The organism is Alienimonas sp. DA493, assembly GCF_043951915.1.
Taxonomy (GTDB): domain Bacteria; phylum Planctomycetota; class Planctomycetia; order Planctomycetales; family Planctomycetaceae; genus Alienimonas.
In genome coordinates, this window is the sequence record NZ_JBINJD010000101.1 from 1 (window position 1) to 18,762 (window position 18,762).

The 18,762-nt window shown below is 71.5% G+C and carries 10 protein-coding genes and 1 tRNA gene; 8 read left to right on the forward strand and 3 right to left on the reverse strand.

All coding sequences use genetic code 11. From position 1 onward, the window contains the following. A partial coding sequence (locus tag ACG2DA_RS15095; RefSeq protein WP_395256617.1) for a protein kinase occupies positions 1–1,581 on the forward strand: 1,581 nt, incomplete at its 5' end. Between the two features lie 52 nt (positions 1,582–1,633). Here ACG2DA_RS15095 and ACG2DA_RS15100 read toward each other — a convergent pair. After that, positions 1,634–2,389, reverse strand: coding sequence for a hypothetical protein (locus tag ACG2DA_RS15100; protein ID WP_395256618.1), 756 nt, complete (start codon positions 2,387–2,389; stop codon positions 1,634–1,636). 397 nt (positions 2,390–2,786) lie between these two features. Beyond that, entirely contained in the window at positions 2,787–4,025 is a 1,239-nt protein-coding gene (locus ACG2DA_RS15105; protein ID WP_395256619.1) for a tyrosine-type recombinase/integrase, read from the reverse strand. 98 nt (positions 4,026–4,123) lie between these two features. Between ACG2DA_RS15105 and ACG2DA_RS15110 the strand changes: the two genes are divergently transcribed. From ACG2DA_RS15110 to ACG2DA_RS15135, 6 genes are all read left to right on the forward strand, one after another. After that, positions 4,124–4,197, forward strand: a tRNA-Ile gene (locus tag ACG2DA_RS15110). 160 nt (positions 4,198–4,357) lie between these two features. Then, a complete protein-coding gene (locus ACG2DA_RS15115) occupies positions 4,358–9,280 on the forward strand; it encodes a DUF1549 domain-containing protein (protein ID WP_395256620.1) in 4,923 nt (1,640 codons plus the stop codon). A 67-nt stretch (positions 9,281–9,347) separates the two neighbouring features. Further along, positions 9,348–10,820, forward strand: coding sequence for a DUF1501 domain-containing protein (locus ACG2DA_RS15120; RefSeq protein ID WP_395256621.1), 1,473 nt, complete (start codon positions 9,348–9,350; stop codon positions 10,818–10,820). A gap of 45 nt (positions 10,821–10,865) precedes the next feature. Further along, positions 10,866–11,243, forward strand: coding sequence for a MotA/TolQ/ExbB proton channel family protein (locus ACG2DA_RS15125; RefSeq protein ID WP_395256622.1), 378 nt, complete (start codon positions 10,866–10,868; stop codon positions 11,241–11,243). Continuing rightward, entirely contained in the window at positions 11,230–11,535 is a 306-nt protein-coding gene (locus ACG2DA_RS15130; RefSeq protein WP_395256623.1) for a hypothetical protein, read from the forward strand. Before ACG2DA_RS15125 ends, ACG2DA_RS15130 begins: the two co-directional genes overlap by 14 nt. A 59-nt stretch (positions 11,536–11,594) precedes the next feature. Next, positions 11,595–13,058 carry a sulfatase gene (locus tag ACG2DA_RS15135; RefSeq protein WP_395256624.1) on the forward strand — a complete coding sequence of 488 codons (1,464 nt, stop codon included), beginning with the start codon at positions 11,595–11,597 and terminating at the stop codon, positions 13,056–13,058. 139 nt (positions 13,059–13,197) lie between these two features. Here ACG2DA_RS15135 and lpdA read toward each other — a convergent pair whose 3' ends face one another. Continuing rightward, the gene (gene lpdA, locus ACG2DA_RS15140) at positions 13,198–14,637 is read right to left on the reverse strand and encodes a dihydrolipoyl dehydrogenase (protein WP_395256625.1); all 1,440 of its coding nucleotides are present in this window, start codon (positions 14,635–14,637) and stop codon (positions 13,198–13,200) included. A 253-nt stretch (positions 14,638–14,890) separates the two neighbouring features. Here lpdA and ACG2DA_RS15145 point away from each other — a divergent pair, with 253 nt between their 5' ends. Continuing rightward, positions 14,891–18,595 carry a PAS domain-containing protein gene (locus ACG2DA_RS15145; RefSeq protein ID WP_395256626.1) on the forward strand — a complete coding sequence of 1,235 codons (3,705 nt, stop codon included), beginning with the start codon at positions 14,891–14,893 and terminating at the stop codon, positions 18,593–18,595. Positions 18,596–18,762 lie beyond the last annotated feature (167 nt).

The following is an 18,762-nucleotide window of genomic DNA, read 5'->3' on the forward strand; positions in this document are numbered from 1 at the left end:
GCCGACGAGCCGGAGGACGCGACGAGCTCCGCCGAGACGCTCAGCGCCGAGGGGCGGCCGCTCGGAACGCCGGCGTACATGTCCCCGGAGCAGGCCCGCGGCGAGCGCGACGCGATCGGTCCGGCGAGCGACGTGTTCGCGCTCGGCGTCGTGCTGTGGGAGACGATCGCCGCCCGCCCGCTGCGGACGGGGTCGCCGCCGGAGGTCGTGGACCGGGCCCGCACCGAACCGGTCCCGCCGCTCCCGGCGTCCGTCCCGTCGCCGATCCGGCGGGTCGTCGAAGCCGCGACGGAGCTCGACCCGGCGGCCCGGCCGGCGGACGGGGCCGCCCTGGCGGAGCGGTTGGCCGCGGCGATTCGAGAACTCGAGCCGGAACCGGCGCCTTCGCCGGCCGCCCGGGTGTCGCGGCGGCACGTCCTCCTCGCGGGCGGCCTGGCGGTCGCGAGCGGCGGCGCCTGGGCGGGTTATCGCGCGTGGGCCACGTGGAATCACAAGCGCGTGTTGGTGCAAACCAGTCTGCCGGGGGCGGACGCGTGGTTGGTGCCGCTGAACGGCTACGGCGAGCCGGACTCCGCCGCCGAAGTCTACGACGTCGAAGGCCCCACCCCCGGCTGGGCCCGCTGTCCGCCGGGCGACTACCTCGTGGTCGCGTCAAAGACGAAAGACGGCCCGGACGGCGAGGAGGAGTTCTGGAACGAGGTCGTCCGCCACGTCGCCGAGGACGGTCAGCCGTCCGGCGGCTTTCGTCATCGTTCGTTCGCGCAGACCGACGACGGCCTCGTCCTCCCGGAGATCGAACTGTTTTCCGACCGGCAGATTTCGCGCCTGTTAGAGCCCACCGGCACGCGTCTGCGGGAGGCGCCCGGGGACACGATTTCCCTGCGGCGGTCCGATCGGCCGCGTGAGGGGTCGGCCGCGTCGACGGCGCCGGATGCGGTCGCCGGGGCGGCGCCGGAGTATTTTTCGGTCCCCCGGTTTCTCGCCACGCCGCAGCCCTTGCGGGATTTGGCCGCGTGGCGGGCCGTCGGGCGCCGGCTCGACGAATCGGCCGATCCGCTCAGCCTCGCCTCCGAACGCGCGGAAGACGGCCGGATCGTGAACGTCTCGCACGCGGTCGCCGTGGACGTGCTGGAATCGGCCGGCCTGCGGCTGCCGACCGAAGTGGAATGCGAGCAACTCCGCCAGCGGCGCATGACGGTCGGGACCGGCGCGGAGTGGACGGCGACGGCGGCCGAGTTCGACCCGGATCCGCGGTTCGAGGAGTTCCTCCGGTCGGCCTGGCACCTCGGGCGGGCGTACGTCGCCCGCATGCTCTCTCCCGAACCGGACGTCGTCGGGCCGGCGACCGCCCGGACCTTGATTTCCGGCATGAAGACGCCGTGGCTCGGGTTTCGCGGCGTCCGCAGCGCCGGACCGCGTCGGAAGCCGACGGACTTCGTCCGTCCGGCTGCGGCTCCGACCCGGTCGGAGGCCTCCGCCGACGCCCTCGGGCGGCTCGAGGCCCAGGGCTACGTGACCCGTCCGGAACGATCCGCTTCCTCCCCCGCAGAAACGGCGGGGGAGCCGACCGGCGGTCGATGAGCGCCCCCGCCGCGGCGGTCCGCGGCGGAAACCGACCGGACGGTCGTCGCAACTACCGGACGCAATCCTGCGCCAAGAACGCCCAGTCCGCCGGATTCTGGGGCAATAGTTCAGTGCCCGTCTGGATTCGAAAGTCGATCTTGTCGTCGGCGTCATCGTCAACGTCGATGTCTGCGCGGATGAGGTACGGACCGGCGCGACGAACGTTGGCGGCGGCGTCGAGCACGTTCCCTTTCGCGGTTTCGTCGGAGAAATCGCTGGGGAAGTACTCCCTGTTGAACACGGTCACGCGGGGGCTGCACTGAAAGCCGATCCCGAACGTCCGCGTCTGGCCGGAATCGGGGTCGTAAACGACCACCTTGACGAGGACGAAATACGCGCCCGGCATCGTCTCCGTGATCACTTCGCCGCCCGCCCTTCGCGTGAACGTATAGCAGGGCAGTCGAGCCAGCTGGACGTCGTCCCGCGTCGTGCGAAGTTCCCGCCCGCCCAGCCCGCCGTCCCGGAGTCGGATCCGCTTCACCCCTCGGTAAAGCCGTTCGCGTCCCCGGGCCAAGGCCCGACCCGGCGGGGCGTTTCCGGAGAAATAACCGCTCGCACGTTGCGGGACGGCGCCGTCGACCGCGACCGTCGCGCAGTCCGGCTTCCCTCCGCACCCGCCTTCCACGACGGACGGCTCCTCGCAAGGGTCGGCGTTTGAGCCGTCGCCGATGTACGAATAGCACATCGAAACGTCCTCTTCCTCCTCGACCGGTTCCCCTCCACCCTGGAGCGCAGTACCTCCTCCGGGACTCGGTTCCAGGACCAAACAGTCCGTCCCGCAGCAGCATTCCCCCTTATCTTCGGTTTTGGGCCGGGGCGCTCCAGGGTCCGCGACCTCCGCCCCCGCGTCCTGCGCCGTCTGCGGCCGCCCGCCGCCGAACATCGGGTCCGGTTCGGGAACCAGCGGCGTCGGGTCGAGGAGCCCCAGGAGCGGGGCGACGACGAGCAGGACGGGCGGCATGACGACGACGCAAATTGGAGGTCGGGGCGGCCGGCGGCCGAGCGGCCGCATGCCGGTCTGAAGCGGATTCGCCGCCGCGGAAGGGTCGCTGCCGCGCCGGCGTCCGCCGTTCCGTCCCCGCAGCGTCCTCCGCCGCGCCCCCGGCGACAACGAAAGGCGGATCGCCCCCGCGAGTCGATCGCCCCCGGGCCGGACGGCGGCCTCACTCGGCCGCGGCGCCCGGCCGCGGCCGAACCGCCGCGAGCGCCCGCTCCCGCACGACCTCGGCGACGGCCTGCAGGCGGTCCCAGTCGATCGTCTGGCGGTAGATCGCCGCCATGCTTTCGTCGGCGTGGCCCATGATCAGGTCGGCGGCGGGCTGGTCGCGGGCGGCGTCGGCGTGGGTGCGGAACGTCGACCGCAGGCAGTAGAAGCCCCGGCCCGCTTTGATCCCCGCGGCGGCCCGCGCTTTGCTGAAGGCCTGCCCGACCGAGTCGGTCGTCGAGGCCGTCCCGTCCGGCTGGACGACGCAGCGGACGACCCGCAGCCCGTTGCGGGTCAGGAAGACGAGGTCCGCGTCCTCCTTGTCCCGCGGAGCGCGGCGGGCCTCCAGGGCGAGCCGGAGCACGTCGACCGTCTCCGGCCACAGGACCGCCTGGCGTTCGATCCCCGTCTTCGGCCGGGCGAAGTCCAGCCGGCCGGCGTCCAGGTCTAGGGCCGACCGCGGGAGGTCGGCGCAGTCGGTGTTGCCGAACCCGCAGTTCAGGCCCAGCAGAATCATCGCCCGCAGCTGGGGCGCGGCGTGGCGGAGCAGCGCCAGGCACTCCTCCGGGGTGAACAGCTTCGGGCCCCGGGCCTGGCGGTCCCGGCGGATGACGGACTTGCTGGGCGGGCGGAACTGCCGGCCGCGGACCAGCGGGCGGTCGACCAGCCCCTCGTCGTAGGCGAACTTGAACACGACCCGGCAGTGCCGCACGTAGTTGCCGAGCGTGACCGGCCCCCGGCCCTTCGCCAGCGCCGCCCGAAAGGCGGAGAAGTCCTCGGGGCCCAGGCTCGAGAGCGTCCGGCCGGTGCCGAAGTGCTTCGCGATCCGGGCGCAGTTCCGGCGGTAGGCGTCCCAGCTGCGGGGGGAGAGCTCCCCGGACTCGACCCGCCGCTCCTTCTCCGTGAGAAAGCGGTTCAGCAGGTCCCGGATCGTCAGCCCCTCGGTCGCCGGCCGGGGGGCCCGGCCGGCCTGCAGGTCGTCGCGGACCCGCTGGTACTCCTCCAGGGCGGCCCGCCAGTCGTTCAGCCGGCCGAAGTAGTGCAGCTTGCCGCGGATCTTCTTGCACCACCGCCCGGAGCCGCGGTGGGGGGTCAGCGGGAAGTCCGGGTAGGGCTTCTCGGCCGCGGCCGCCGCTCGCTTGCCGGGCTGGCGGGCGGTCTTCCTGCTAGGTTTCCGGGGCTGCGATCGGGCGGGCACGAGAGGCTCCTCCGGGGGGTGCGGTTGTAGAAACGGTTGTAGTGCACCGACGCACAGGTTACCGGAGATCGACGCAAACGCTATCCTCGCAGTCCCAGGGGGCCGTAGCTCAATCGGTTAGAGCGCGCGACTCATAATCGTAAGGTTGCGGGTTCGAGTCCCGCCGGCCCTAGTCGTTCGTCCCCGCCGGTCACGCCGCGGGCGGCGGGGGGCGGGCGGGGAAAGATCGTGGGGCGTTGATGGGTGCGGGGGGGCGGCGGTAGGATGGCGTTCCCCCCGGGCGTTGGGTCTTGACAACGCTCGCCCCCTCCCGCACGCCGGCCGGTTGTCGTATGGCCCGTTCGTTCGCCCCCCGCTCGTCCGTCGCGGCCCTGGCCGCCTTGGGGCTCCTCGCCGGGCTCCTCGTGGAACGCCCGGCCGTCGGGGACGAACCGGACGCCGCGGAGACGCAAACCGCCGCGGCCGAGGACGCCGATCGCGTCAGCCTCGCCGAAGACCTTTGGCCGGCGTTGCAGGCGAAGTGCCTGGGCTGCCACCAGCCGGCGAAGGCCGAGGGCGGCTACGTGATGACCGACCCCGAGGCGTTCTTCGCCGGCGGGGACAGCGGGTTGGCCGCGGTCACCCCCGGCGACGCGTCCGACAGCTTCCTCCTCGATCGGGTCACGCCGAACGCCGACGGGAACGCCGAGATGCCGCCGGAGGGGCCGCCGCTGTCGTCGGAGGAACTCGCCCTGCTCCGCCGCTGGGTCGAACAGGGGGCGACGCACGACCTGCCCGCCGCCGGCCCCCGCTACGACGCCGCGAACCCGCCGGTCTACACCCGCCCGCCGATCGTCGCCTCGCTGGATTGGGCTCCGGACGGGAAGACCCTCGCCGTCGCCGGCTTTCATGAAGTTCTGCTGACGAACCCGGCGACCGGGGAGCGGACCGGGCGGCTGGTGGGGCTCTCGGAACGGGTGCAGTCCGTGCGGTTCTCGCCGGACGGGACCCGGCTGGCCGTCGCCGGCGGGCTGCCGGGACGGACCGGGGAGCTGCAGCTCTGGGACCTGACGACCGACGCATCCGGCGTGAAGACGGGGGGCGAGTTGGCCCTCAGCGTGCCGCTAACGGCGGACACGACCTACGGGGTCAGCTGGACGCCGGACGGCTCCAAGGTGGCCGTCGGCGGGGCGGACAACGCGGTGCACGTGCTGGACGCGACGACCGGCGCCCGGCTGGTGCGGATGGCCTCCCACACCGACTGGGCCCTCGCCACGGCGTTCGACGCCGACGGCTCCCACGTCGTCAGCGCCGGGCGGGACGGCACGGTCAAACTCACGGAGGTCGCCACCGGCCGGTTTGAAGACAACGTCACCTCGATCACCCCGGGGGCGCTGAAGGGCGGCGTGCAGGCGATCGACCGGCACCCGACGCGGGACTTGGTGGTCGTCGGCGGGGCGGACGGGCTGCCGAAGGTCTTTCAATTGTTTCGGCACACGCCGCGGAAGATCGGCGACGACGCGAACCACGTCCTCGACCTGTTCCCCATGCACGGCCGGACCTTCGCCGTGCAGTTCGACGCCGACGGCGACCGGATCGCCGCCGGCAGCGGGCTGGACGGGGCCGGCGAGGTGATCGTCGCCACCTTCGATTACGAGGACGAGATCCCGAAACCGGTGCTGGAGGCGATGAAGTCCATCCCCGCCGGCCGCAACGCGGAACAGAAAAAGGTCCTCAGCGACTACCGCGATCAGGGGGTGAAATTACTGGCCCGCGTGCCGGTGCCGGACGCGGCGATCTACGCCGTCGCCGTCAGCCCGGACGGGGCGACGGTCGCGGCGAGCGGCTCCGACGGGGTCGTCCGGCTGATCGACGTCGCCGACGCCCAAATCGCCCGGACCTTCTCCCCCGCGCCGGTCGAGCCGGAGGAGATCGTCGCAGTATCTAACGCCGAGGCCCCGCGGGGCCTCGGCGTTACGGACGCTTATGAAGACGTCGATTATATCCGCGACGTGACGCCGGTTCTGTCCAAGATGGGCTGCAATTCGGGGACCTGTCACGGGTCGAAGGACGGCAAGAACGGGTTCAAATTGAGCCTGCGGGGCTACGACCCGCTGTTCGACGTGCGGGCCCTGACGGACGATCACGCCGCCCGGCGGGTGAACGTCGCCAGTCCGGACGACAGTTTGATGCTGCTCAAGGCGACCGCCGCCGTGCCGCACGAGGGCGGGCAACTCACCACGCCGAGCGCCGACTATTACAAGATCCTGCGGGCCTGGATCGCGGACGGGGCTCACCTGGACCTCAACGCCCCGCGGGTCGCCTCGATCGCCCTGACGCCGGCCGATCCGGTGCTGGAGCGGGCGGGGGAGACGGTGCAGTTCGGCGTGGTCGCCACCTACGCCGACGGCTCCACCCGCGACGTGACCCGCGAGGCCTTCGTGGAAACCGGCGACGGCGAGGTCGCCACCGCCGACGACGCCGGCCGGTTGACGGCCGTCCGCCGCGGCGAAGCCCCGGTGCTGGCCCGCTACGAGGGCGCCTACGCCGCCACCACCCTCACCGTGATGGGCGACCGCAGCGGCTTCGAATGGGAAACCCCGCCGACCTGGGGGACGATCGACGAACTCGTCGCCGACAAGTGGCGAACGCTGAAGATCCGCCCCTCCGGCCTGTCCGACGACGCGGCCTTCCTGCGGCGGGTGCACCTCGACCTGACCGGCCTGCCGCCGACGGCGGACGACGTGGAAGCCTTCCTCGCCGACGACCGCCCCACGCGGGAGAAGCGAGACGCGGTGATTGACGAGTTGATCGGCTCGGACGACTTCGTGGAGCACTGGTCGAATAAATGGGCCGACCTGCTCCAGGTGAACGGCAAGTTCCTTGGGAAAGAGGGGGCGACGGCGTTCCGCGACTGGATCCGCGGCGAGGTGCGGGCCAACACGCCCTACGACGAGTTCGCCCATAAAATCCTGACGGCGACCGGCTCCAACAAGGAGGCCCCGCAGGCGAGCTACTACAAGATCCTCCGCCAGCCGGACCTCACGATGGAGAACACCACGCACCTGTTTTTGGGCGTGCGGTTCAACTGCAATAAATGTCACGACCACCCCTTCGAGCGGTGGACGCAGGATCAATACTACGAGACCGCCGCCTTCTTCGCCCGGCTCGACCTGAAGCGGGATCCGGCCAGCGGCGACCGGAAGATCGGCGGCACCGCGGTCGAGGGGGCGCAACCGCTGTACGAGATCGTCGGCGACAAACCCGCCGGCGAAATGATCCACGAACGCACCGGCGCCGAAACCGCCCCGAAGTTCCCCTTCGAACTGGCCAGCGCCGAGACCGCCGCGGACGACGTGAGCGAAGGCGCCGCGGGCGACGCCGAGGACGACCGCACCCGCCGGGAGCGCTTCGCGGATTGGGCGACGAGCCCCGAGAACCCCTATTTCGCCCGCAGCTACGCCAACCGCGTCTGGGGCTACCTCACCGGCGTGGGGCTGATCGAGCCGGTGGACGACATCCGGGCCGGCAACCCGCCGACCAACCCGGAACTGCTGGATCACCTCACGGAACAATTCGTCGCCAGCGACTTTAACGTGCGGGAACTCATCCGCGAGATCTGCAAGTCGCGGACGTATCAGCTCTCCGTCGCCTCCAACGAGTGGAACGAGGACGACACCCGCAACTACGCCCGGGCCACGCCCCGCCGGCTGCCGGCCGAGGCCCTGTACGACGCGATTCATCAGGTCACTGGCACGCCCTCGAAGCTGCCCGGTCTGCCGGCCGGGGCCCGGGCGGCGACGCTGCCGGACGCCGCCACGACCCTGCCGGACGGGTTCCTCAACACCTTCGGCCGGCCGGTGCGGGAGAGCGCCTGCGAGTGCGAACGCAGCGACGAGGTGCAGCTCGGCCCGGTGATGGCGCTGGTCAGCGGCCCGACCGTCAGCCGGGCCCTGTCCGACCCGGCCGGCTCGCTGGACGAACTGGCGAACGAAATCGAAGACGACCGCGAACTGGTCGACGCCGTGGTGATGCGGGTGCTCAGCCGCCCGGCGAAGGAGAGCGAGGTGCAGGCGGTGAAGACGGCGCTCGACCGCGTCGCCGAGGACCACGCCGCCCTCGAAGCGAAACTCGCCGAGCGCGAGGCCTGGTGGGCCGAACGCGAATCGGTCCTGCAGGCCGAACGCCAGGCCGCGATCGCCGCCGCCGAGGCGGACCTCGCCGCCTACAAGGAAGAGATCGCCCCGACGATCGCCGCGAAGGAAAAGGAACGGGCCGACAAACTCGCCGCGGCGGAGCAGGCCGTCAAAGACTACGAACGGGCCGCCGACGAACGCCTGCCGGAGTGGGAGGCCGAACGCAGCGCCGAGGTCGTTGAATGGACGACGCTCGCCCCCGTCGCCATGAGCTCCACCAACGGGGCGAAGCTGGAGGTCCGCGAGGACGGCTCGATCTTCGTCAGCGGCCCGGAGGGTAAGACGACCTATGAACTCGAGTTCGAAACGGACGTCGCCGGGATCACCGCCCTCCGCTTGGACGCCCTCACCGACAAGGACCTGCCCGGCAACGGCCCGGGCCGGGCGAAGAACTTCGTCGTCAGCGAGTTCAGCGTCTTCGCCGCCCCGCCGGGGGACGACGCGGCGGGCTACTCACCGGTGCCGTTGCAGAACCCGCGGGCGGACTTCAGCCAGGGCAATTACGACGTCAAAACGGCGATCGACGGCAAGAGTCCGGCCCGCAACAACGGCTGGGCGGTCTCCCCGCAGGTCGGCAAGGACCACTGGGCGGTGTTCGAAACGCAGTCCGACGTGGGCGTGGCCGGCGGGGCGCGGCTGAAGATCGTCATCGACCAGCAATACCAGGACGGCAAGCACGCGCTGGGCCGGTTCCGGCTGAGCGTCGCCCGCCAACCGCGGCCCGTCCCGCTGGGCCTGCCGGCGGAGTCCGCCGCCCTGCTGGCGATCGCCCCGGAGAACCGCACCGAGGAGCAGAAGAACGCCGTCCGCCGGCTCCAGCTCGACGGCGACGCGGAATACAAGAAGCTCACCGACGCCCGGAACGCGGCCCGCATGCCGCTGCCGAAGGACCCCGGCCTGGAGCGGCGGGAGGCCCGGCTGGCCTCCGCCCGAAAGCCGGTCCCGCTGGATTCCCGGCTCGCCGGGCTGCGCAGCGACGTGAAACTCAGCGCCGAGCAGATGGAAACCGTCCGCCTGACCGCGGTGCAGGACTTCGCCTGGGCCCTGATCAACAGCCCCGAGTTTTTGTTCAACCACTAGTCTTTTTAACGCCGAGGCCCCGCGGGGCCTCGGCGTTACGCACGTTTCCCCCAGCCCGCACGCCCCGATGTTCGTCCTCCCCGGCTCCCGCGGCAAAGACGTCTGCGACTCCCACGTCGGGCGCACCCGCCGCGACCTGCTGCGGGTCGGCGGGTCCGGCGTGCTGGGGCTCTCGCTGGCCTCGATGCTGAACCTGAAAGCGCGGGCCGCGGAGACGGGCGGCGGGCACGGCGCCCCCGGTTGGAACCGGGCGAAAAGCATCATCATGGCCTACCTGCAGGGCGGGCCGAGCCATCTGGACCTGTGGGACCCGAAAGAGAACGTCCCGGACAACGTCCGCAGCGCCTTCAAGACGATCCCCTCGGTCGTCCCCGGGGTGAACGTCACGGAGATCCTGCCGAAGCTCTCGCAGCAGCTCGATAAGGCGACGCTCATCCGCTCGATGAGCTACACGCCCAACGGCCTGTTCAACCACACGGCCGCCATCTATCAGATGATGACCGGCTACACGACGGACAAGGTGAGCCCGTCGGGCCAGTTGGAGCCGCCCAGCCCGAAGGATTTTCCGAACTTCGGCTCGAACCTGATCCGCCTGCGGCCGGCGACCGAGCCGATGCTGCCCTTCGTGATGCTGCCGCGGCCGCTTCAGGAGTCGAACGTCGTCGGCAAGGGCGGCACCGCGGGGTTCCTCGGCAAAGCGTACGACCCGTATACGCTCTATCCGCCGGGGGACGACATGAAGATGGACAAGCTCGAGACCGTCAGAGTTGATGATTTAAAACTGCCGGACGACGTGTTCGCGGCCCGGCTGCGGCGGCGGGCGGACCTGCGGAAAAGCGTGCTGGACGGCATGCGCGAGATCGATCAGGCCGTCTCCGAGCACAAACTCGACACGTATTACGAGCAGGCCCTCGAACTGGTCGCCAGCGGCCGGGCCCGGGACGCCTTCGACCTCGAGTCCGAGCCGGACAGCGAACGCGAACGCTACGGCCGCAACACCTTCGGCCAGAGTTTATTATTGGCCCGCCGGCTGGTGGAGGCCGGCACGCGGGTGGTGGAGGTCATCTGGCCGAAGCACGCCAACAGCGACAACCACTCCTGGGACCAGCACACGGCCCTGACGAAGCGGATGAAAGACCAGTCCGGCCCGATGTTCGACACCGGTCTGGCCGCCCTGTTGGAAGACATGGACGACCGCGGCCTGTTAGAGGACACGTTGGTGGTCGCCGTGGGCGAGTTCGGCCGCAGTCCCAAACGCGGCGTGAGCACCAGCGGCAACAACAACTCCGCCGACGGCCGCGACCACTGGCCGTACTGCTACACGGGCTTGGTGGCCGGCGCCGGCATCCGCCGCGGCCACGTGCATGGCTCCAGCGACGCCACCGCCAGCGCCCCCGCGACCGACCCGGTGCACCCCGGCGAACTGCTCGCCACGATCTACCACGCCTTCGGCATCGAGCCGGAAACGATCGTCTACAACCACCTCAACCAACCGCGCGAGCTGGTCAAGGCGGAGGCGGTCACGGGGCTGTTCGCGTGAGGACGACAGGTTCGCCGCCGGAAACCGTAAACGCGGGATTGAGGTATGGCTGATTCCCCCCCGCCCCGCCGCACGCCCGCCGGCGCCGGGTCGGACGCCGCCGAGATTCGGCGAAAGCGAACGTTTTGGCTGTGGGCGATCGGGATCTCGCTGGCGGTCCTGGTGATCGCCCCGTTCGTCGGACTGGTCGGCACGATGGCCGGGATGTTCGGCGCTTATCAGGAGACCCTCCAAAGCGCCACGTCGCCGGAGCCGGCCGACTTGGCCGACGGCGTCTCCTCGGCCATGTGGACGACGGCGGGCGGGTTCGCGGTCGCGACCGTCGCCCTCCTTGTGTTGATCGTCTCGCTCGTTCGGGTCGTCACGCTTTCGACGGCCGATCCCGGGCCCCCGACCCGCACCGTCCGACATGACGACCGATGAGACGCTCTATCGTGGGTCGATCAAGGCCGGGTGGTACACCGCGCAGCTCGGCAGCGGGCTGGTCGTCTCGCCGGAGGCGCTGACGCTGAAGGTCCCGGGGCGGGCGTTCACGCTGCGGCGGGAGCATTTCCGCGGGACCCGCCGCACGGCGCGGCTGGGGATCTTCAAGCGCGGCGTCGTGCTCGAACACGATCAGCCGGACCTGCCGGCGCCGCTGGTCGTCTATCCCTCCTGCGGCGTGGACGAACTTCAGGCGACGCTCGCCGCACGCGGATGGGCCGCGGCCGCTTGACAGCGGGGGCGGCCCACGCGGTGATCGTCGCTCCCCCCATCTCGAGCCCCGGTGCATTGATGACGAGCCGTCCCCCCGTGGTCCGGCCGCTGCTCGCGGTCTGTTTGTCGCTGGCGTGCGCGGCGGCCGCAGCCGGAGAGGAACCGCGGCGGCCGAACGTGCTGTTCGTGTTTGCGGACGACCTGGGCTGGAAGGACGTCGGCTGGCAGGGCGACGGCTTCCTCGAGACGCCGCACCTCGATCGGCTCGCTCAGGAGGGCATGACCTTCACCAACGCCTACGCGACGGCGGGCAACTGCGCGCCGAGCCGGGCCTGTCTCTTGTCCGGCCTCTATACGCCGCGGCACGGGCTGTACGCCGTCGGCAGCACGGACCGCGGGCCGGTCAAACGACAGCGGCTGATCCCGGTCCCCAACCGCGACGGGCTGGCCCCGCGGTTCGTCACGATGGCCGAGGCGTTGAAGGCGGCCGGGTACGCCACAGGCCACTTCGGCAAGTGGCACCTCGCCGGCAAGGACGGGGCGCTGCCGACCGAGCAGGGGTTCGACGTCTCGTTCAATTCCTTCGGCGACAAGCCCACGCCGGAGGGCTGGCAAGGCAACAAACCCGGCCCGCCGTCCGACCCGAAGGGCGTGTTCACGCTGACGGACAAGGCCCTCGAATTTATGACGGCGAACCGCGACCGGCCGTTCTTCTGCTACCTCGCCCACCACGCGATCCACACGCCGTTGCAGGCCCGGCCGGACACGCTGGCGAAGTTTCAGTCCAAGGAACACGACGGCAAGCCGTCCGCGAAATACGCCGCGATGACCGCCGACCTGGACGCCAGCGTCGGCCGGTTATTACAGGGGCTGGACGACCTCGGGCTCGCCGAGAACACCCTGGTGATCTTCACCAGCGACAACGGGGCGACGAACGCCTCGCCGCAGGAGCCGCTGCGGGGCAGCAAGGGCGGATACTACGAGGGCGGCATCCGCGAGCCCTGCCTCGCCCGCTGGCCGGGGGTGATCGAACCCGGCAGCACGTGCGACGAGCCGGTGATCAACGTCGACTTCTACCCCACCTTCCTCGACGTGGCGGGGGCGGAGCCGCCCGCGGACACGCCGTTGGACGGCGAAAGCCTCGTGCCGCTGTTCAAAGGCGAAGATTTAGAACGGGAGGCGATCTTCTGGCACTTCCCCGGGTATCTGGACCGCCCGGTGGTGCGGGGCCGGCCGTCGGACGTGGCGCTAGGATTTCGGACCCGACCGGTCAGCGTGATCCGCAAGGGGGACTGGAAGCTGCACCTGTTCCACGAGGAATGGGCCCTCGACGGCGGCCGCGCCGCGGTGCCGGAGAACGGGGCCGTGGAACTCTACAACCTCGCAGAGGATATCGGCGAACGGAACAATTTGGCGGCCGCCCGCCCGGAGAAGCGGGAGCAGCTCTTGGCCGACCTGCTGGCGTGGTTCGAGTCGACCGACGCCCCGCTGCCGACGGAGACGAATCCGAAGTACGACCCGGCGGCCGCGGAGCGGAGATAGTCGAACCACCAACCCGAAGCGTCAGCGAGGGCTCCGGCGTGCGCAGCACGTCGGCCTGCGGCCGACGCCCTCGCTGACGCTTCGGGTTGGTGGCGCCGCCGGACGCACCGCCTCACGGCGACAGCGAATCGGACCGGGTCTAAAAATGAATCGCCCGGCCGTCGACGGCGAGGGCGGCTTCTTTGACGGCCTCGGAGAGCGTCGGGTGGGCGTGGCAGGTGCGGGCGATGTCTTCGCTACTGGCGCCGAACGACATCGCGGCGGCGCACTCGGCGATCAGGTCGCCGGCGTGCGGGCCGATGATGTGCACGCCCAGCACGCGGTCGGTCGCTTTGTCGGCGAGGATCTTCACCTGGCCCTCCGTGCTGCCGATCGCCTTCGCCCGGCCGTTGGCGACGAAGGGGAATTTTCCTTTCCGGTACTCAACTCCTTCCTTCTTCAACTCTTCTTCGGTCTTACCGACGGCGGCGATCTCCGGGGAGGTATAAACGATGCTGGGGATCACGCCGTAATCGATATGCCCGTGACCGGTGGCGAGGCGTTCGACGCAGGCGATGCCCTCCTCCTCGGCCTTGTGGGCCAGCATGGCGCCGCCGATCACGTCGCCGATCGCGCTGACGCCGGGGGCCGCCGTATAATGCTCGTCGACGGGGATGAAGCCGCGTTTGTCGGGTTCGATGCCGACCGTCTCCAGGCCCAGCCCGTCGGTGTAGGGGCGGCGGCCGACGCTCATCAGGACCTTGTCGCACTCGATCGGGTCGCCGCCCTCGATCAGGACTTGGCCGCCCTTCTCGTCCCGGCGTTCGACGCCGATCACCTTCGTGCCGAGTTTGAGATCGAGGCCCTGCTTGCGGAACGTCTTCTCCGCGGCCTTGGCGATCTCCTGGTCGTTGAGCGGCAGAATATGGTCGAGGTACTCCAGCACCGTGACCTTCGCCCCCAGCCGCTTCCAGACGGTTCCCAATTCCAGGCCGATATAGCCGGCGCCGATGACGACGAGGTGGTCGGGGACCTCTTCGTAGGAGAGGGCGCCGGTGCTGTCGGTGACGAACTCGCCGTCGATCTCGATGCCGGGCAGGCTGGCCGGGGCGCTGCCGGTGGCGAGGATCACGTGCTTGGCGGCCAGCGTGCCGGCGTTTTCGCCGTCGACCTTCACGAGTACCCGGTCGCCGTCGCGGCCGGCGAGGGTCCCGCGGCCGGCGACGCGGGTCACCTTGTTCTTCTTGAACAGGTGGGCGATGCCGCCGGTCAGGGCGGTTACGGTGCCCTCCTTGTCCTTGAGCATCGCGGGCAGGTCGAGCGTCAGACCGTCGAACTTCACCCCGCGGGCGGCGAAGCCGGTTTGGGCTTGGTGGTAGATCTCGCTGCTTTCCAGCAGGGCCTTGGAGGGGATGCAGCCGACCCGCAGGCAGGTGCCGCCCAGGGCAGGCTCCAGCTCCACGCAGGCGACCTTCATGCCGAGTTGGGCGGCCCGCAGGGCGGCGACGTACCCGCCGGGACCGGCGCCGATGACGACGAGGTCGAAGTCGCGGGCGTCGGCCGGGGCGGCGTCGGCGGAGGGGGAGGCGTCCTGGGGCATGCGGGGGGGGGACGGGGAGTCGGCGGGGGCGGGCGAACCGGCGGGGGAAACCGGGGCAGGCGGGGGCGAACGGGGGAACGGGCGGGAATCATAGACCCGCGGCCGCCGTTCCGCACCGGGCGGCGGAGCGATTCGCGGACGGCGATGCGTTGGGGGATTCCACCCCGTCGGGGGCGGGTGTAGTGTGACGATCCACGGGGCTGCCCGCCTGACCTGCCGAGGCCCTCCGACCGCTCGAACCCTTTCGCTCGGCATGCCGTCCGCTCTCGATCCGACGCGGTCCGAAATGGACTATTCGGCGTTGGATATCGCCATCGAGGACGCCGCCTCGGGCGTGGGGCTCCCGTTCCTGCCCGGCCCGCCGCCCCCCCCGCTGCGGGCGCCGAAACTGGTGGGCGTGGCGATTTTGGACCGGCGGCTGCGGTATCGCCGGATCGACGCGTCGCTGGCGGCGGTCAACGGGCTGACCCCGGAGGAGCACCTTGGCAAGACCCTCGCGGAGGTGCGGCCGGACCTGGCGGAGACCATCAGCCCGGTGCAACGCCGGGTGATGGAGACCGGCGAGCCGCTGCTGTCGGTTCCCGTCGAGGGGTCCGTCCGCACGGCCCCCAGCGGGCGGCGGTGGCTGGCCAGCTACTTCCCCCTGCCCCCCAGCGCGGAGTCGCTGAAGGTCGGCCGGGAAGGCCCCGCCGGCGTGGTGGTCGTCGTGCGGGAGGTGGACGAGGAACTGGTCGACCGTCCCCGCGGCGTCTCCGACGAACGCTTCCGCGAACTGGTCACCCAGACCACCGTCGGCCTGGCGCAGGTCGACCGGGAGGGGACGTTCCTGTACGTCAACGACCGCTTCTGCGAGATGACCGGCTGGGCTCGGCACGAGCTGGTGGGGGTCCGCACCCAGCAGGAGATCACCCACCCGCACGACGCCGGCCGCAACGAGGTGAAGTTCTCCCGGGCGTTGAAGACCGGGGAGCCGTACCTCAGCGACAAGCGCTACCGCCGCCCGGACGGCCGCAGCGTGTGGGTGCGGAACACGACCACGGTGCTGCCCGGCCCGGACGGGCAGGCGGAAAGCCTGTTCGCCGTGGCGGTCGACATGACCGACCGCGTCCGCACCCAGCGGGCGCTCTCCCGCAGCGAAAGCCGCCTGCGGCTGGCCACCGAGGCCGGCGGGATGGGCGTGTGGGCCTTCGACCTGAAGCGGGGCACGGCGGATTGGTCCTCCGAGGCGCTGGAGATCTACGGCGGCGGCTTCGACGGCAAGCCGACCCGGGAGGAGTTGCAGGCCCGCGTGCACCCGGACGACCGCGCCCGCGTGGAGCAGGCGGAGCCCCGCCCCGCGGACGGCGGGCCGGCCCGCGTGGACGTGACTTACCGCGTCGTCCACCCGCCGCGGCCCGGCCGCGCGGAGGGCGAAATCCGCTGGGTGCGGGCGCTGGGCGAGCAGTGGTTCGACGAGTTCGACCGCCCCCTGCGCAGCGTGGGCGTGCTGCGGGACGTGACCACCGAGCACGTCGCCGCCGACAAGCTCGCCCAGAGCGAACGCCGGCTGCGGCTGGCCGTCGACGCCGCCGACCTGGGCATCTGGGAGTACGACGTCGCCGCCGACTCGTGCGACTGGGACGAGCGTACCGCGGAACTGTTCGGCCTCTCCGCGGAGTACCGGGCCGGTCAGCGGCAGTTCACCGCCGAGGAGATGCTCGCCGCCGTGCACCCGGACGACCGGGACCGGATCGCCGCGGCGTTCGCCGCGAGCCTCGACCCGGCGGGCGCCGGCAAATACGACGTGGAGCACCGCGTCGTCCATCCGGACGGGGCGGTCCGCGTGCTGGCGGTGTCGGGGGAGGCGTCGTTCGTCGGCTCCGGGGCGTCCGGCTCCCCCGACGCCCGCCGGGTCCTGCGGGTGACCGGCACGGCGAAGGACGTGACCGAACGCCGGGCCCGCGCCCGCCGCCTCGCCGACAGCGAACGCCGCCAGCGCCTGGCCCTCGACGCCGCGGAGACCGGCACCTTTGAGTACGACCCCGCGACCGGTCTGATGGAGTGGGACGCCCGCACCCGGCGGTTCTTCGGGGTGGACGGCCCGGAGTACGGCGGCCGCACGCAGTTCGTGGTCGGGTCGGACGGCGGGGAGATGCTGACGCTCACCCACCCGGACGATCAGGACGCGATGCGGGCGGCGCTGGCCGCCTGCTTCGACCCGGACGGCGACGGCCGCTACGACCTCACGCACCGCGTGGTGCACCCGGACGCCTCCGTCCGCTGGCTGCGGGCCCAGGGGGAAACGCGGTTCGAGGGCGTCGGCCCGGACCGCCGCGCCGTGCAGACCAGCGGCACGGTGCGGGACGTGACCGCGGAGCGCCGCCGGGAGGCCCGCCTCGCCGAGACCGAGCAGCGCCGCCGCTTCGCCGCCGAGGCCGCCGACCTCGGGGCGTTCGACTTCGACCTGCGTCGCGGCCGGCTCTGGTGGGACGATCGCTGCCGGACGATCTTCGGCTCCTCCGCCGGCGAGGTGGCCGACGTCAACGCCGCCTTCGACCGGATTCACCTCGACGACGTGACCCGCGTGCGGGCCGCCGTCGAGGCCGCCTGCGCCCCGACCGGCAGCCCCCGCTACCAGGTCGAATACCGCGTCGTGCACTCGGACGGCGCCGTCCGCTGGGTGCGGGCGAACGGCGAGAGCCGGTTCGAAACCCCCGGCGAGCCCGCCGCCCGGCTGCTCGGCTGCGTGCGGGACGTCACCGAGGACCGCGAGCGGGAGGAGAGGCTGCGGCTCAGCGAGGAACGCCAGCGGCTGGCCGCCGCCGCCTCCGAGTTGGGCAGCTTCACCCGGGACCTGCGGACCGGGGAGGTCTGGTGGGACGAACGCAGCCGGGAACTGTTCGGCATGTCCGGGGAGACCGTCTCCTCGGACGCCACCCTCGCGCGGCTGCACCCGGACGACCATGAGCGGCTCCGCGCGCGGGTCGACGCCGCCGTGAACCGCACCGCACCGGCCCGCTTTCGGGTGGAGTACCGGCTGCCCCAGCCGGACGGTACGGACCGCTGGATTCGCTCCCAGTCCGAGGTGCAGTTCGACGGGCCGGAGGGGCCGGCGGTGCGGGTCATCGGCTACCTGCAGGACGTGACCGCCGAGAAACGCTACGCCGCCGCCCTCGAGGAGGCCAAGGCCCGGCTGGAGCAGGCCAACGATCGGCTGGAGCGGGAGGTCGCCCGCCGCACCGCCCAGCTGCGGACCGCCGCCGAACGCCTCGCCGAGGCCGGCCGGCAGGAGCGGGACCGCATCGCCCACGTGCTGCACGACCACCTCCAGCAGATCCTGGTCGGGGCGAAAATGAACCTGTCGGCGCTGACGATGACCTCCGAGGGGCCCGCCCGGGAGCTGTCCGAACGGGTCTCCGAACTGATCGACGAGGCGATCGGCGAAAGCCGCAGCCTGTCGGCCGAACTCTCCCCGCCGATCCTCCGCAGCGCCGGGCTGGGGCCGGCGCTGGGCTGGCTCGCGGAGCAGTTCCGCAGCCGGCACGGTCTGGAGGTGAAGGTCGAGACCGACGCCGACGCCTCCGCGGCGCTGGACGACTCGCTGGCGGCCCTGCTGTTTGGGGCGGCCCGGGAGGGCCTGCTCAACGCCGCCAAACACGCCGAGGCCAAGAGCGTCCGCCTGAAGTTCGAGCGCTGCGTTTGCGGGCCCGACTGCGGCCTGCCCGGCGCCGCCCGCGGGGACTGCAGCGGCGTGCGGCTGACCGTGGCCGACGACGGCATCGGGTTCGACACCGCCGCCGAGGACGGCGAGTCCTCCGAGTCCCCCACCGGCTTCGGCATGAGCGACCTGCGGCAACGGGTCGACCTGCTGGGCGGCGTCGTCAACGTCGCCAGCGCCCCCGGCGCCGGCTGCACCGTCGAGGTGTGCGTCCCCCTGACGTCCGCCGGCGCCGCGGCGGAGCCCCACGCGCTCATCTGACCGCGCTGATCTGATCGCGCTGATCCGACTGCGTTGCGGCGGCCGATCCGCCGGCGCCGCGGGCGCAAGAAAAGACGCGGCGCGGCGGGGTCCCCTCCAACGCTCCCAGCGTTATCCCGCCGCGCCGCGTACGACGGCGCGTCGTGGCCGGGACGGCGGAACCCGCC